The organism is Allokutzneria albata (assembly GCF_900103775.1).
GTDB lineage: Bacteria > Actinomycetota > Actinomycetes > Mycobacteriales > Pseudonocardiaceae > Allokutzneria > Allokutzneria albata.
The window spans coordinates 6,756,361-6,769,603 of record NZ_LT629701.1 but is presented as its reverse complement, the minus strand read 5'-3'; the positions used below and the strand labels follow the sequence as shown (position 1 = coordinate 6,769,603).

Annotated in this window: 12 protein-coding genes and 1 riboswitch; of the genes, 5 read left to right on the top strand and 7 right to left on the bottom strand. The window is 70.8% G+C overall.

Annotated elements, in window-relative coordinates; genetic code table 11:
* Positions 1-9: 9 nt before the first annotated feature.
* The 3 genes from BLT28_RS30870 to BLT28_RS30860 all read left to right on the top strand — a co-directional run bounded on the left by BLT28_RS30870 (position 10) and on the right by BLT28_RS30860 (position 4,566).
* A complete protein-coding gene (locus tag BLT28_RS30870; protein WP_052408045.1) occupies positions 10-2,742 on the top strand; it encodes a hypothetical protein in 2,733 nt (910 codons plus the stop codon).
* Positions 2,739-3,713, top strand: coding sequence for a GNAT family N-acetyltransferase (locus BLT28_RS30865; protein WP_052408044.1), 975 nt, complete (start codon positions 2,739-2,741; stop codon positions 3,711-3,713). The genes BLT28_RS30870 and BLT28_RS30865 overlap by 4 nt, the downstream gene beginning before the upstream one ends.
* 70 nt (positions 3,714-3,783) lie before the next feature.
* Entirely contained in the window at positions 3,784-4,566 is a 783-nt protein-coding gene (locus tag BLT28_RS30860) for an ion transporter (protein WP_030432819.1), read from the top strand.
* Here the strand turns inward: BLT28_RS30860 and thiG are convergent.
* The 3 genes from thiG to thiO form a co-directional block, all read right to left on the bottom strand.
* Positions 4,563-5,327, bottom strand: coding sequence for a thiazole synthase (gene thiG / locus BLT28_RS30855; RefSeq protein ID WP_030432818.1), 765 nt, complete (start codon positions 5,325-5,327; stop codon positions 4,563-4,565). The two genes, BLT28_RS30860 and thiG, sit on opposite strands and share 4 nt — an antisense overlap.
* A 5-nt stretch (positions 5,328-5,332) precedes the next feature.
* A complete protein-coding gene (gene thiS, locus BLT28_RS30850) occupies positions 5,333-5,530 on the bottom strand; it encodes a sulfur carrier protein ThiS (RefSeq protein WP_030432817.1) in 198 nt (65 codons plus the stop codon).
* Positions 5,527-6,582: a glycine oxidase ThiO gene (thiO, locus tag BLT28_RS30845; RefSeq protein WP_052408043.1), complete on the bottom strand. Its 1,056-nt coding sequence runs from the start codon at positions 6,580-6,582 to the stop codon at positions 5,527-5,529. The genes thiS and thiO overlap by 4 nt, the downstream gene beginning before the upstream one ends.
* Positions 6,576-6,685, bottom strand: a riboswitch (TPP riboswitch). Its footprint overlaps the gene before it by 7 nt.
* A 31-nt stretch (positions 6,686-6,716) precedes the next feature.
* Here thiO and thiE point away from each other — a divergent pair.
* The gene (gene thiE / locus BLT28_RS30840) at positions 6,717-7,373 is read left to right on the top strand and encodes a thiamine phosphate synthase (protein ID WP_030432815.1); all 657 of its coding nucleotides are present in this window, start codon (positions 6,717-6,719) and stop codon (positions 7,371-7,373) included.
* 54 nt (positions 7,374-7,427) lie between these two features.
* Here the strand turns inward: thiE and BLT28_RS30835 are convergent, their stop codons facing one another.
* The 4 genes from BLT28_RS30835 to BLT28_RS30820 all read right to left on the bottom strand — a co-directional run bounded on the left by BLT28_RS30835 (position 7,428) and on the right by BLT28_RS30820 (position 12,184).
* Positions 7,428-8,633, bottom strand: a complete 1,206-nt coding sequence (locus tag BLT28_RS30835; RefSeq protein WP_030432814.1) for a S1 family peptidase — start codon at positions 8,631-8,633, stop codon at positions 7,428-7,430.
* 234 nt (positions 8,634-8,867) lie between these two features.
* Positions 8,868-9,992, bottom strand: a complete 1,125-nt coding sequence (locus BLT28_RS30830) for a S1 family peptidase (protein WP_030432813.1) — start codon at positions 9,990-9,992, stop codon at positions 8,868-8,870.
* A gap of 234 nt (positions 9,993-10,226) precedes the next feature.
* A complete protein-coding gene (locus tag BLT28_RS30825) occupies positions 10,227-11,333 on the bottom strand; it encodes a S1 family peptidase (protein WP_030432812.1) in 1,107 nt (368 codons plus the stop codon).
* A 200-nt stretch (positions 11,334-11,533) separates the two neighbouring features.
* Positions 11,534-12,184, bottom strand: a complete 651-nt coding sequence (locus tag BLT28_RS30820) for a hypothetical protein (RefSeq protein ID WP_030432811.1) — start codon at positions 12,182-12,184, stop codon at positions 11,534-11,536.
* 97 nt (positions 12,185-12,281) lie between these two features.
* Between BLT28_RS30820 and BLT28_RS30815 the strand changes: the two genes are divergently transcribed.
* Entirely contained in the window at positions 12,282-13,232 is a 951-nt protein-coding gene (locus BLT28_RS30815; protein ID WP_030432810.1) for a threonine ammonia-lyase, read from the top strand.
* The last annotated feature ends 11 nt before the right edge of the window (positions 13,233-13,243 follow it).

Here is a 13,243-nt window from a genome sequence, read left to right as displayed (position 1 = left end):
AGGTACTCGTTGTCCGAGGCGTCGTTGCTGCCCGCGGAATGGGAGAACACATCCGGCCTCGTGCCCCGGCTGACCGAGGCGATCCGGCCCCTGGTGCGCCGCACCCTCGACGAACCGGACATCCGCAACGCGCTCGTCAAGGGCCGGGTGAAGCCGGAGACCGTCGAGCAGCGGACGACCCAGCGCACCGACGAGTTGTTGCGGGCCACCAACTTGGAGATCGCCGCGCTGCGCGAGGCCGAGCGCAACCTCGACGACCACCAGCACCCGCGCGCGGCCACGTCCGGGGTCGCCGCGAACCAGCGCCGCGCCTACCAGCGCGTGCAGCGGTCGATGGGCCTCTGGGTGTGGTTGGGGATCGTCTTCCCCCTCGCGGTGTGGCAGTTGTGGCCGGTGCTGCAGCCCGTCGTCGGTGGCTTCTGGGTGGTGCTGGGCGCGATCGTGTTCGGCTTCACCGTGCTGGTGAAGGCCGAAGGTGCCTACAACCGCCATTGCGGCAAGGAGGTCAGCGGCGGGGCGATCGCTCTGGGGCTCGGCCTCGCCGGCGGTCAGATCCTCATGCTGGTGCTGCTCGTGGAACCGACGCGAGCCGCCACGAACGGCTTCACCGCTTGGCTGGTCTGGCTCCCGGCGACCGTGCTCGCCGCGGGTCTCTCGGGGTTCTGCCTGTTCGGCGCCTACGACGACCTCCAGGGCGTCGAAGGCAGCCGTGACGTCATCGTCAGCCTGCTGTTCGGTGCCTTCTTCGGTGCGGGTGCCTGGATCGGGCTCGCCGTCTGGGACGCGGTCACCCTGCCGTGGGTGCCGGTCGCCGCGGCGATCGCGGTGAGCTTCCTGGTCGTCGTGGTGCTCCGGCCGCTGGTCGCCCGACGCGGCACCGCCTGGCTGCCGAAGTGGCTCTCCAGCGATCCCCGGCGCCTCGGCAGCCCGTCGTGGCGGCGCAGGTTGACGGAGTTGCAGGAAGCGCGGCGCTCGGCGTACAAGCGCTGGGAACGGGCGGTGGTGGACAAGGCGATCCGGCCGCTGATCCTCCGCCAGGTCAACGACATGGTGAGTCCGCCGTTCTCGACGAAGCTCGACGTGCACGACGCCAAGGGCCTGCAGCACCTGCGCTCGACCGAGTTCGTCGTGGCCACCGGGACCTTCGCCGAGTTCCGGCGGGTGACCAGCGGCATCGGCGGAGGCGCGATCGGTATCGCGGGTTCCCGCGGCGCGGGCAAGTCGACCCTGCTGGAGGCCTACCGCGACGGGATCTTCCTCGGGCCCGGCGAGGAACACATCGCCCTGGTGGAGAGCGTTCCGGTGCGCTACGACCCCCGCGACTTCACGTTGCACCTGTACGCGGGGCTCTGCCGTGAGGTGCTTCGCTTCGGCCGCAAGCACATCAGCTCGACCACGAGCTGGTGGCGCAGGTTCGGCAGGTGGATGCGGCACATCGCGATCGTGCCGATCGTGCTCGCGGGCTGGCTGGGCGTCGGCTACCTGGGCACGACGACGCTGCGCGCGCAGGACCTCGCCGTGTTCCGCGAGGGCGTCTGGTGGCCGTTGGTGGCGGTGCTCGCCCTCGCCTCGGTGATCTTCCTCGCCGTGAAACGACGTACGCCCGCCGTGCGGGTCGCGATGAGCACCGCGGAGGTGAAGAGCCTGCGCGATCTGTGCGCGTGCGCGGAGGACAAGCTCGACGCGATCCGCTACCTCCAGAAGCACACCTCCGGCTGGTCCGGCAAGGTCGGGCTGCTCTTCGGCGCCGAGGGCAGCCGGACCGGCGCGGTGGAGTTCGCCCGGCAGGCCATGACCTATCCCGAGGTGGTCAGCGACTTCCGCGACTTCCTCACCACCGCCGCGGACGTGCTCGGCACGGTCCCCAAGATCGCGCGCATCCGGATCGCGATCATCCTCGACGAACTGGACAAGATCCTCTCCCCGGAGAGCGCCCAGGAGTTCGTCAACGAGGTCAAGGCGTTGTTCTCCATCGACGTTCCGGGCTGCCTGTTCCTGGTGTCGGTCTCCGAGGACGCGCTCGCGGCGTTCGAGCGGCGAGGGCTGCCCGTGCGCGACGCCTTCGACAGCGCGTTCGACACGATCTTCCGCGTCGACTACCTCGGCCTCGACGACGCGCGGGCGTTGCTGCGCAGCCGCGTGCTCGGCATGTCGGAGCCCTTCGTGTGCCTGTGCCACAGCGTCTCCGGCGGGCTGCCGCGCGAGCTGATCAGGACCGCCCGCACCGTGGTGGCTTCGCAGAAGCGCTCCCTCGCCGCGGTGTGCCAGGGCCTGGTCGCCGAGGACCTCGCCGGCAAGGTCGCCGCGCTGCGCACGGTCATCGCCCGTGGTCTGGCCGACGAGCCGTACGCGAGCGAGCTGATGCGGCACATCCAGCTGCACGCGAAGCCGGACGCGGCGCGGCTGCTCGAAGGCGCGAGCAACCCGCCCATCCTCGACGGCGAGCTGTGGCACCTCCAGCTCGAAGCGCTCTGCTACCTCTACTACGCGGCGACGCTGCTGGAGGTCTTCGACGACGGGCTCACCGAGAACCAGCTGGAGCGGGGCCGCACCAACGAGACGGTCGGCGGCTTCAACACGCTCGCCTCGGTGCGGCAGCTGTTCGGCGTCAACGTCCGGCTGGCCTGGCTGACGGTGAGCGACTTCCGGGAGGACTGGGGCCTGGCCACCGTGCAACCGCCTCGCACGAAAGGGAAATTCGGTCGCGAGGGGGAAGAGGCGGTCGTAGCTTCCGACGCATGAACCTGCTGTGGCGTCCGGTGGTGGACGGCGACATCCCGGGCTGGGCCGCGCTGCTCGCCGCCGCCGAGCGCGTCGACCAGGCGGGCGAGCACTACAGCGAGGCCGACCTCCGCGAGGAGTGGGCGGACCCGGACGTCGATCCCGAGCGCGACTCGATCGCCGTGCTCGACGGCTCGACGCTGGTGGCCTACGCGATCCTGGACAAGCGGGTCACCCCGGAGGGCAGGTACCGCCTTCCCTCGCAGAGCGTGGTGCACCCCGACTGGCGCGGGCGCGGCATCGGCAGGCGGCTCGTCCAGTGGATCACCGAGCGCGCGGGCGAACTGCACCGCGAGAACCGGCCCGATCTGCCCGGCGAGGTCAGCATCTCCTGCGGCGAGCACAACTCCGCGCTGCGCGCGCTGCTGGCCTCCGCGGGTTTCGTGCCGCAGCGGTGGTTCTTCGAGCTGAAGCGCTCCACCGATCCGGACCCGGGGGTCGCCGACCAGCCGTTGCCGGAGGGCCTGCGGCTGGTCCCGTACGACGCGCGCCACGACGAAGCGCTCCGGCTGGCGCACAACGAGGCCTTCCGCGACCACTGGGGCTCGACCGAGGTCGACCGCGACGGCTGGAAGCACTGGTACACCGGCGACAGCTGGTTCCGCCCGGCCGTGTCCTACCTCGTGCTGGACGGCGAGGAGGTCGCGGGTTACCTGCTGTCCAAGGAGTTCGAGGCGGACGCGGCGGCCACCGGTGTCCGCGAGGTCTGGTACGCCACGATCGGCGTGCGGCGGCGGTGGCGTGGGAACCGGCTGGCGACGGTGATGCTGTTGCGCGCGCTGGCCGACAGTCGTGACGCGGGGTTCACCCGAGCGGCGCTTTCCGTGGATGCCGACAACCCGACCGGTGCATTGGGCATCTACCAGCGGTGCGGATTCCGGCTCGACAAAAAGCGGTCCGTTCACGCCCGGGTACTGTCAGTGACTGAATGAGCACTCAGCGCTGACAGCGCATTAGGCTCGATCGAGCCCTGATGATCGTTTCACCCTGGGAGCCCTGCTCATGACGCGTGCGCGCCTTCGGCTGTTAATCGAATCACCCGGTTTCCAGCGGTGCATCATCGCGGTGATCATGATCAATGCGGTCACCCTGGGACTGGAAACCTCCGACGCGCTCATGTCCCGCTACGGAACCGTGCTGCACACCGTCGACCGGCTCGCCCTGGCGATCTTCGTCGCCGAGCTGGTGCTGCGGTTGTACGCGAGCGGGCGGGAGTTCTTCACCGATCCGTGGAACTGCTTCGACGCCGCGATCGTCGGCCTCGCGCTGCTGCCGACGTCGGGGTCCTTCGCGGTGCTGCGGGCGCTGCGCGTCCTGCGGGCGCTGCGGCTGGTGTCGATGGTGAAGAGCATGCGCCGGGTGGTCTCCGCGCTGCTGACCGCGATCCCGGGGATGGCCTCGATCGCCGCGCTGCTGGCGCTGGTGATCTACGTCGGCGGGGTGATGGCCACCAAGCTCTACGGCGAGATCTCCCCGGAGTACTTCGGCGACCTCGGCCGGTCGCTGTTCACCCTGTTCCAGGTGATGACCGGTGAGGCGTGGTCGGACGTGGCCCGGCCGATCATGGACAAGGAGCCGTGGGCCTGGCTGTTCTTCGTCGGCTTCATCCTGATCACCTCCTTCACCGTGCTGAACCTGTTCATCGCGGTGGGTGTGAGCGCGATGGAGCACCAGGTCGCCGCGGAGCGCGAGCAGCAGGAGGAGACGCTGATCTCCAACGACATGCTGCTCGCCGAGGTGCGGGCGCTGCGCACCGAGCTGCACGAGCTCCGGAACGCGCGCTAGCCCTCCCTCGCCGGGCTGGACGCGTGGGCCCAGAACCGCCGGGGGATGCGTCCGGCACGGCGGGCGAGTCGTCCGCCCTCGACGGCCGCGCGCATCGCCGCCGCCATCAGCTCCGGGTGCTGGGCCCTGGTGACCGCGGTCGCCAGCAGCACGGCGTCACAGCCCAGTTCCATGGCCAGCGCGGCATCCGACGCGGTGCCGATTCCCGCGTCGAGGATGACCGGCACGGTCGCCCTGGACACGATCAGCTCGATGTTGTGCGGGTTGCGGATGCCCAGCCCGGTGCCGATCGGCGAGCCCAGCGGCATCACCGCGACGCAGCCCGCGTCCTGCAGCCTGCGGGCCAGCACCGGATCGTCATTGGTGTACGGGAGCACCGAGAACCCTTCAGAGACAAGGGTTTCCGCCGCGTCGAGCAGTTCGTGCGGATCGGGGAGCAGGGTGTCGTCGTCGGCGACGACCTCCAGCTTCACCCAGTCCGTCCCGAGCGCTTCGCGCGCCAGCCTCGCGGTGAGCAGGGCCTCGGCGGCCGTGCGGCAGCCCGCGGTGTTCGGCAGCGGCTGGATCTTCAACCGCCGCAACAGCTCCAGCACTCCGGTGCCACCCTCGGCGTCCATCCTGCGCATCGCGACGGTGGTCATCTCGGTGCCCGAGGCGACCAGGGCCCGCTCCAGCACGGAGAGGTTGCCCGCGCCCCCGGTACCCATGATCAACCGAGAGCCGAACCCGCGGCCCGCGATCACCAGCTGGTCGTCCGACATCGCCATCACCCTCCCTGCACCGCGGTGAGAACTTCCACGACCGCGCCCTCGCGCAACTCGGTGTCCCACCGGCTCCTGGGGACCACGTCACCGTCGACCGCGACGGCGACCCCCGAGTCGGGCGCCCCGAGCAGGGCGAGCGCGTCGGCGACCGTGCTCCCGGCCGCGAGCGCGGTTTCCTTGCCGTTGAGCCGAATCCTCATGACTTCCCTTCCAGGCGGGCCAGCACGAGATCGGCGGTGATCGGCGCCAGCAGCATGCCGTTGCGGTGGTGCCCGGTCGCCACGACCAACCCGGGCTCGAACTCGTCGATCACCGGCAGGTTGTCGGTGCTGGCCGGGCGCAGTCCCGCCGCGCTCTCGACGAACTCGTACTCCGAGATGGTCGGCAGCACCTGTTCGGCCCACCGCAGCAGATCGCGGACCCCGCCCGCCGTGACCGTCGTGTCGAAGCCGGCCTCGTACTGGGTCGCGCCGACCACCAACCCGCCGTCGTCCCTCGGCACCAGGTAGACGTGGTTGCCCTGCACCGAACAGCGCACGGTCCTGCTCGGCGGGGGAAGCGTGGACCTGGTGGCGCGCAAGCGAAGGATCTCCCCCTTCACCGGCCGCACCACGTGCCGCAACGGCTCGTACAGCTGTCCGCTCCACGCGCCCGCCGCGAGCACGACGACGTCGGCGCGCCTCGTGGCTCCGTCGGCCAGCCGCACCGTTGCCGGCCCGACCTCCGCCACCCGGACCGACTCGACCTCGCAGACCGCGCGCAGCGCCGCGAGCACCTTCCGGTTGTCCACGGCGAGATCACCAGGCACCGAAAGTCCACTTCGGACAGACGGACCGATCGCGGGTTCCAGAGAACGGATCTGCTTCCCGGTCAACGGTTCCGCGTGCCTGCCCAGCGAAGCGAGGTGATCGGCGAGCGCGAGCAGATCGGCCCGATCGGCGGCGTCCACCGCCACGACGAGCGTGCCCTCCTCGCGCAGTCCGGCATCCCGCCCGCTGGCAGCGGCCAGCTCGCGCGCGAACTCCGGCCAGCGGCGCAGTGACGCCGATCCCAGTTCCAGCAAGGCTTCCTCGCCGGGCCACGCCTCGGTCAGCGGCGCGAGCATGCCCCCGGCGACCGCGGAAGCCCCTGAGGCAGGCGCGGGATCGAGCACGGAGACGGCGAACCCCGCCGCCGCGGCCCGCCACGCCACGGACAGGCCGATGACGCCACCGCCGACGACGATGACCGAACCACGCGCACCACTGAACACGACCTCACGCTCCCTGCGCCGGCATTACCCGGATCAGGTTCGACGGTCGGGGTCGTCAGACCCCCTCTCAGCCCGGTCTCTCCAGGCTCCCGTGCGGACCGGCTCCCACCATACCCGCTTGTACTGTGACCGCCATGCCCCTTCTCGACGGCAAGGAGATCCGCCGCAGGCTCTCGGCGGCGCGCCTCTACCTGTGCACGGACGCGCGAACGGAGCGCGGTGACCTGGCCGAGTTCGCCGACGCCGCGCTCGCGGGCGGGGTGGACGTCATCCAGCTCCGCGACAAGAACCTCGAAGCGGAACAGGAACTCGCGGCACTGGAGGTCCTCGGCGAGGCGTGCACCCGGCACGACGCGCTGCTCGCGGTGAACGACCGCGCCGACATCGCCCTCGCGGCGGGCGCGGACGTCCTGCACCTCGGCCAGAGCGACCTCCCGGTGGCCTGGGCCCGGCGCATCCTCGGTGAGGACGTGGCGATCGGGCGCTCGACCCACTCCCCCACCCAGGCCGAGCACGCGGCGCACGAGGCGGGTGCCGACTACTTCTGCACCGGCCCGTGCTGGCCGACGCCGACCAAGCCGGGACGACCCGCCGCGGGACTCGACCTGGTCCGCCACACCGCGGCGCAGAACTACGAACGTCCGTGGTTCGCGATCGGCGGCATCGACGAGTCCCGTCTCGGCGAGGTGGTCGAGGCTGGCGCCCGCCGGGTCGTGGTGGTCCGGGCGATCACCGAGTCCGACGACCCCCGAGCCGCCGCCGCGTCGATCGCCGCCCGCCTGCGCGCATGAAAAAAGGAGGTTGTCCCAGTGCGCGCTGGGACAACCTCCTGTCCTGGGGTGCGGTCAGCCGGTGACCAGGGTGAGGCTGTACTCCTTCAGCGCCTCGTTGATCGGCTGGAACCACGACACCGAGTTCATGCCCGACTCGGCGCTGGAGAGGCAGCGGAGCTTGCCGTCGACGTCCTTCAGGCGCGCCCCGCTGGTGAGGCCCTGCGCCTGGTCGCCGGAGATGTTCGAACCGCCGCTGTCACCCTGCTCGACGCACGCGGTGTACTGGGTGAGGCCGCGCACGACCACCGTGGAGCCGTCGGCCTGGCCGTACTTCACCGTCACGTTGCGGGCGCGGACGGTGCCGCAGGTCCACTGCGTGGTGGAGCCGGACTTGCAGACGGCGCCGCCGAGCGGGGCCTCCTCGGAGCCCTTGACCGTGACGTTGCCGCCGTTCCACTGGTTCACCATCGGCTGCAGGGTCCAGGTCAGCGGGTCCACCGCGACCGCGGCGAAGTCGTTGCCGTCCTTCCAGTTCGTGTTGACGAACTGGCCGATGCCGAGGTTGCCGAGCGCGACCACCGGGCCGGGCTTGGAGCAGTGGCCCGCGGTGATCAGGCGCGGCTCACCCGAGGTGGTCTTGGCCGCGAAACCCGCGGAGCACCGGCCCGCGGTGCCGCCGCCCATGTAGATCGCGTTGCCGCCGATCAGGTCCCCGGTGGCGACGGCGACGCCCTCGGTCTCCTCGACGCGGACCTGCGTGCCGGACTTGGCCGCCTCCGCGACGAAGGCGTCCGTCGCCGGGGTGCGCCTGCCCTTGTCGACGGTGACGACGACGGAGTTGGTGGGCTCGTCCACGTACCAGCTGCCGACCTCGGCGGGCGAGGAGTCGGTGCGGCGGTCGAGCGCGGCCTTGGCTCCGTCGAGCTGGGCACGGCTGCTCTGGACGACGCGGGCCTCGGCGCCCGTGGCGCGCACGGCGTCGGCGCGCGCGGCATCGGCGACCGCGACGACCGGTTTGCCCGACTCCAGCCAGGAACCCGCGTAGGAGCTGTCGGCGGCGGCGCGGGCGCTCGCGGCGACCCGGGCCGCGTCGGCCTCCTGGCGAACCCGCTGCCTCGCCTGCTCGGCGGAGAGGCCGAAGTCCCGCTGCATCGCGGAGAGCACCGCGCCGGACGGAGAGCTGCCACCGGCCGCGAGTGCGGGGGCGGCGAGGGAACCAGCGGTGGCGGTGACAAGCAGTGCGACGCCGAGGGCACGAGTCGCGGTGCGTCGAGACATCCGAACCGTCCTTCCGTCAGGTGGACCGGGGCGCTAGCCCGTCTGGACGGAAGCTATGCGACTCTCTGCAACAAATGAACCCCTGGTTTCACCCTTTCGGTCTAAAAATATTTAATCAAGCACCCGCCATTAGCAGGTTCCGACACGGAGAGCGCAAAGAAGAGCACCCACGGGTGCAGGGTGCCCGTGGGTGCTCTCCGTGGGGTCAGCGCGTCGGCTGGCCCCTCCCCGTGATCAGCTGGTGACGAGCCGGAGCCCGTAGCGACTGAGGATGGGGTTGACCGGGAAGAAGTACGTCGTGCCGCCGGAGGTGCAGTTGCCGGAGCCGCCGGAGGTCACGCCCTGGGCCTGGTTGCCCGACAGCCAGGAGCCACCGGAGTCACCCGGCTCGGCGCACGCGTTGGTCCTGGTCATGCCGTTGACCGTGCCCTGGGGGTAGCGGACGGTCTGGTTCTTGGCCTGGATGGTCCCGCAGCGCCAGCCCGTGGTGGAGCCGGAGCGGCAGATCGACGCGCCCACCGCGGCCTCCGAGGAGCCCTTCACGGCCACCGTGCCGCCGTTGTAGCGGTTCACGACACCGCGCGGGGTCCAGTTGGAGTTCGTGCCGACCCAGGCGTAGTCGTTGCCGGGGAAGCTGGAGCCGCGGAAGCTGCCGGAGGCGACGCGGTTGAAGCCCTGCGTCGCGGTGCCGACGGTGCCGCAGTGGCCCGCGGTGACGTAGCCGCCCTGGACGGAGAAGCCGACCGAGCAGCGCCCGCCGCCCATGTAGTACGCGTCGCCGCCGCGCACGTCGTAGAGCGTGGTCGGTTCCTCGTTGCTCTGCACCACGGTGACCGCGCTCGCGTCGGCCCCGCTGGCCTTGACGAACTTCTCGCCGTCCGCGACGACCTTCGCGGTGACGACGACGCGGTTGTTCACCGTGTCGACGTACCACCCGCTGACCCCGCTGGCGTGCTGGTCGGCCTTGTCCAAGGTGGACTTGATCGCGTCGAGCTGCGCGGAGCTGCGGGCGACCAGCCGGACCTCGGCGCCCGCGGCGCGGACCGCGTCGGCCTTGGCCGCGTCGGTCACCGACACCGTCAGCTTGGCGCTGCCGTGGGCGAAGTGGGATCCGGCGAAGCTGTCGCCGAGCGCGGCGCGCAGGCCCGCCTCGGCCTCGGCCGCCTTCATCTCGTTCGTGGCCCTTGCCGTCGCCTCAGCGGCGGTCAGACCGAGGTCGCGCTGCATCGCGGTGAGCATTTCCGGGGAGGCGAACGTGTCCCCCGGTGCGGCCGCCGCCGCGGGCAGGGTGAGGGCCGCCGCCGACCCCAGTGCCAGTAGCGCAGATCCGACGTAGCGGACCGCGAACTTCGGCTTCATGACATCTCCCTCTTGCTGCAGGGTCGCTCGCGGGCCAGGTCAGGGGTGCCCGCGAGGAAGCTAGAGCTGAGCTGCGTTACGCAGTGACTTACAGTGAGAGCCGAATCACTTTCGTGGGACGTTATGGAGCCGTGATTGCCCTTGGCATCCGCCATTCGGGGCAAGGGTTTCAGTTCAAGGCCATGTCCCTACTTTCGTAGGGGGCGAGCTGCACTAGCCGGTGCCCCCTACGGATCAGCCGAGGATCAGTCCCAGGCCGTAGCGCGACAGGATCGGCTTGACCGGGTAGAACCACGTCTCGCCGCCGGTGCGGCAATCGCCCCAGCCACCCGAGGTCACGCCCTGCGCCTGGTTGCCGGTCAGCCAGGCGCCACCCGAGTCACCCGGCTCGGAGCAGGCGTTGGTCCTGGTCATGCCGTGGACCGCGCCCTGCTGGTACTGGACGGTCTCGTTCTTGGCGGTGACCACGCCGCAGTGCCAGCCCGTCGTCGAGCCGGAACGGCAGACCGACGAGCCGATCGCGGCCTCGTTCGAACCGCGCACCGCCACGGTGCCGCTGTAGCGGTTCACCACGCCGCGCGGGGCCCAGCTGGAGTTCGTGGCGACCCAGCCGTAGTCACCGCCGGGGAAGGTGGAGCCGCGGAAACTCCCCTGGGAAACCCGGTTGTAGCCCTGGGTTGCGCTGCCTGCGCGGCCACAGTGGCCCGCGGTGACGTACCCGCCCTGCACCGAAAAGCCGATGGAGCAACGGTAAACGCTCGTGTAGTACGCGTCGCCGCCACGGACGTCGTAGCGCAGGGTCGGCTGCCGGTCGCTCTGCCGCACCTCGACAGCGTCGGCGTCCGCACCACTGGCCCTGACGAACTCCTCGCCGTCCGCGACGACTTTCGCGGTCACCACGACACGGTTGTTCACCGTGTCGACGTGCCACGAGCTGACACCGCGGACAGGCGCGCTCGATCTGTCCAAAGTGGACACAATTGCGTCGAGACTCCTGGCGCTGCGCGCGACGAAGCGCGGCTCGGCACCCCCGGCGCGCACCACATCGGCCTTGCCCGCGTCGGTCACCGACACGGTCAGTTTCGCGCTGCCGTGAGCGAAGTGGGCCCCGGCGAAGCTGTCGCCGAGGACACCGCGGAGATGAGCCTCAGTCTCGGCCGCCCTCATCTCGTTGGCAGCACGGGCCGTCGCCTGTTCGGCGGTGAGGCCGAGATCGCGCTGCATGGCGGTCAACATCTCCGGCGAACCGAAGACCTCGTTCGCCGAAGCGGGGACGGTGAGTGCCGCCACCGTTCCCGTAGCCAATAAAGCAGTTCCGATGAAGCGCACCGCGGACTGCATGACGCCTCCCTCTGGCCGCAGGGTCGTTCGCGGGCCAAGGCAGGGGGAGCCCGCGAACGCGCGCGCTCACGGTGAGTGCTTTCGCTTACGCGGTCGTTATATGGAGCAGTGACCGGCGTCGGTATCCGCCATCCAGGGCGTCGCCCGCCCTTTCGCGGAAGACCGCGAGCCATCGCGCCAACTCCCTACCTTCGTAGGGCTCACCCGGTCGTTTCCTGCCGGCTCGTCGTCGTCGGCGGGCTCTGCGTCGTGGTGGCCGGAGGCGGCGTCGTCGTGGTCGGCGGCGCGGTCGTCGTCGGCGGGTTCTGCGTGGTCGGCGGATTCGTGGTGGTCGGCGCGGGCCGCTCGGAGGTGGTCGGCGGCGGCTGCTCCACCGGCGGCTGCTCGCGGTGCTGCCCCGAACCGCCCTGGAAGATCTTGCCGACCGTGGACCCGCCCCCGTTTCCGGACAGCGGCTGTCCTCCGATCAGCTCGATACCGGTGACCAGCACCATGGCCAGGGCGAAGGCCAGCCCGCTGGTCGCGCCCACCACCCACCAGCGCCGCCGCGTCCACCACGGCTTCCCGCGCTCGGGCTGAGGCCTGGCGATCACCTCGGTCGGGGCGTCGAGCCGTTCCGTGCGCACGGTGCCGATCTTGTCCCGGACCGCGTTGCGGCTGCGGTCGAGCGAGTGTTCGTAGAGCGCGCCGCCGATCGTGCTGACCACGCTGGCGAGCGCCGCCCCGATCACCGTCCCGGCGACCCCGAGCTGGGCACCCAGGAACGCGGCCGTCACCGCGGCCAGCGCACCCGCGACCACCTTCGTCGTCGTGATGTCGAGCTTGCGTTCTTCCTTGGTTTCCTCGCTCATCGCTGTTTCGTCAACCTCCCGTCTAGGTGGACGGGGACGCGGCGCGAAGGGTTGTCGGCACGTGAGCGCGGCCACCATCGGCGGGCAGAATGGCGCCATGCCCGAGCTGATCACGATCGACGACGTCCGCTCCGCAGCGGAGCTGCTGCGCGGTACCGCGGTGCGCACGCCGCTGCTGCCCTGCCTCGCGGGCGACCCCGACCGTCCACTGTGGATCAAACCGGAGAGCCTGCAGCCGACCGGAGCCTTCAAGATCCGCGGCGCGACGAACGCCTTGCTGCGCTTGACGAAGCAGGAACGGGAGCGCGGGGTGGTGACGCACTCCAGCGGCAACCACGCACAGGCGCTCGCCTACGCGGCGAAGGTGACCGGCGTGCCCGCCGTGGTCGTCGTCCCCTACGGCACACCGCAAACGAAGATCGACGCGGCCCGGCGGCACGGTGCGGAGATCGTGCAGTGCGAGCTGGCAGTGCGCCAGGAGACCGCGGAGGCGATCTCGCGCGAGCGCGGCCTGCCGATGGTCCCGCCGTACGACCACCCGCACGTGATCGCGGGCCAGGGCACCGCGGGCCTGGAGATCGCCGAGGACCTGCCCGAGGTCGAGCTGGTCCTCGTCCCGGTCAGCGGCGGCGGCCTGCTCTCCGGGGTGGCGACCGCGATCAAGGCGCTCTGCCCGGCGGCGAAGGTGGTCGGCGTCGAGCCCGAGCTGGCCGCCGACGCGCAGGCCAGCTACCGCTCCGGCGTGCTGGACCGGTGGAGCGCCGAGCAGCGCGGGCGCACCATCGCCGACGGCCTGCGCAGCTACCTCTCCGAGCTGACGCTGGCGCACCTGCGCGCCCGCGTCGACGACATCGTGACGGTCACGGAGGACGAGATCACCTCGGCCGTCGGCTGGCTCGCGCACAACGCCCGTCTGGTCGCCGAACCCAGCGGCGCGGTCCCGCTCGCGGCCTACCTCAACCGCGCCGACGAACTGCCGCGCGGCCGCACCGTCGTCGTGGTCAGCGGCGGCAACATGGACGCGGAACTCTTCGCGAAACTCGTCTGATCAGCATGTGA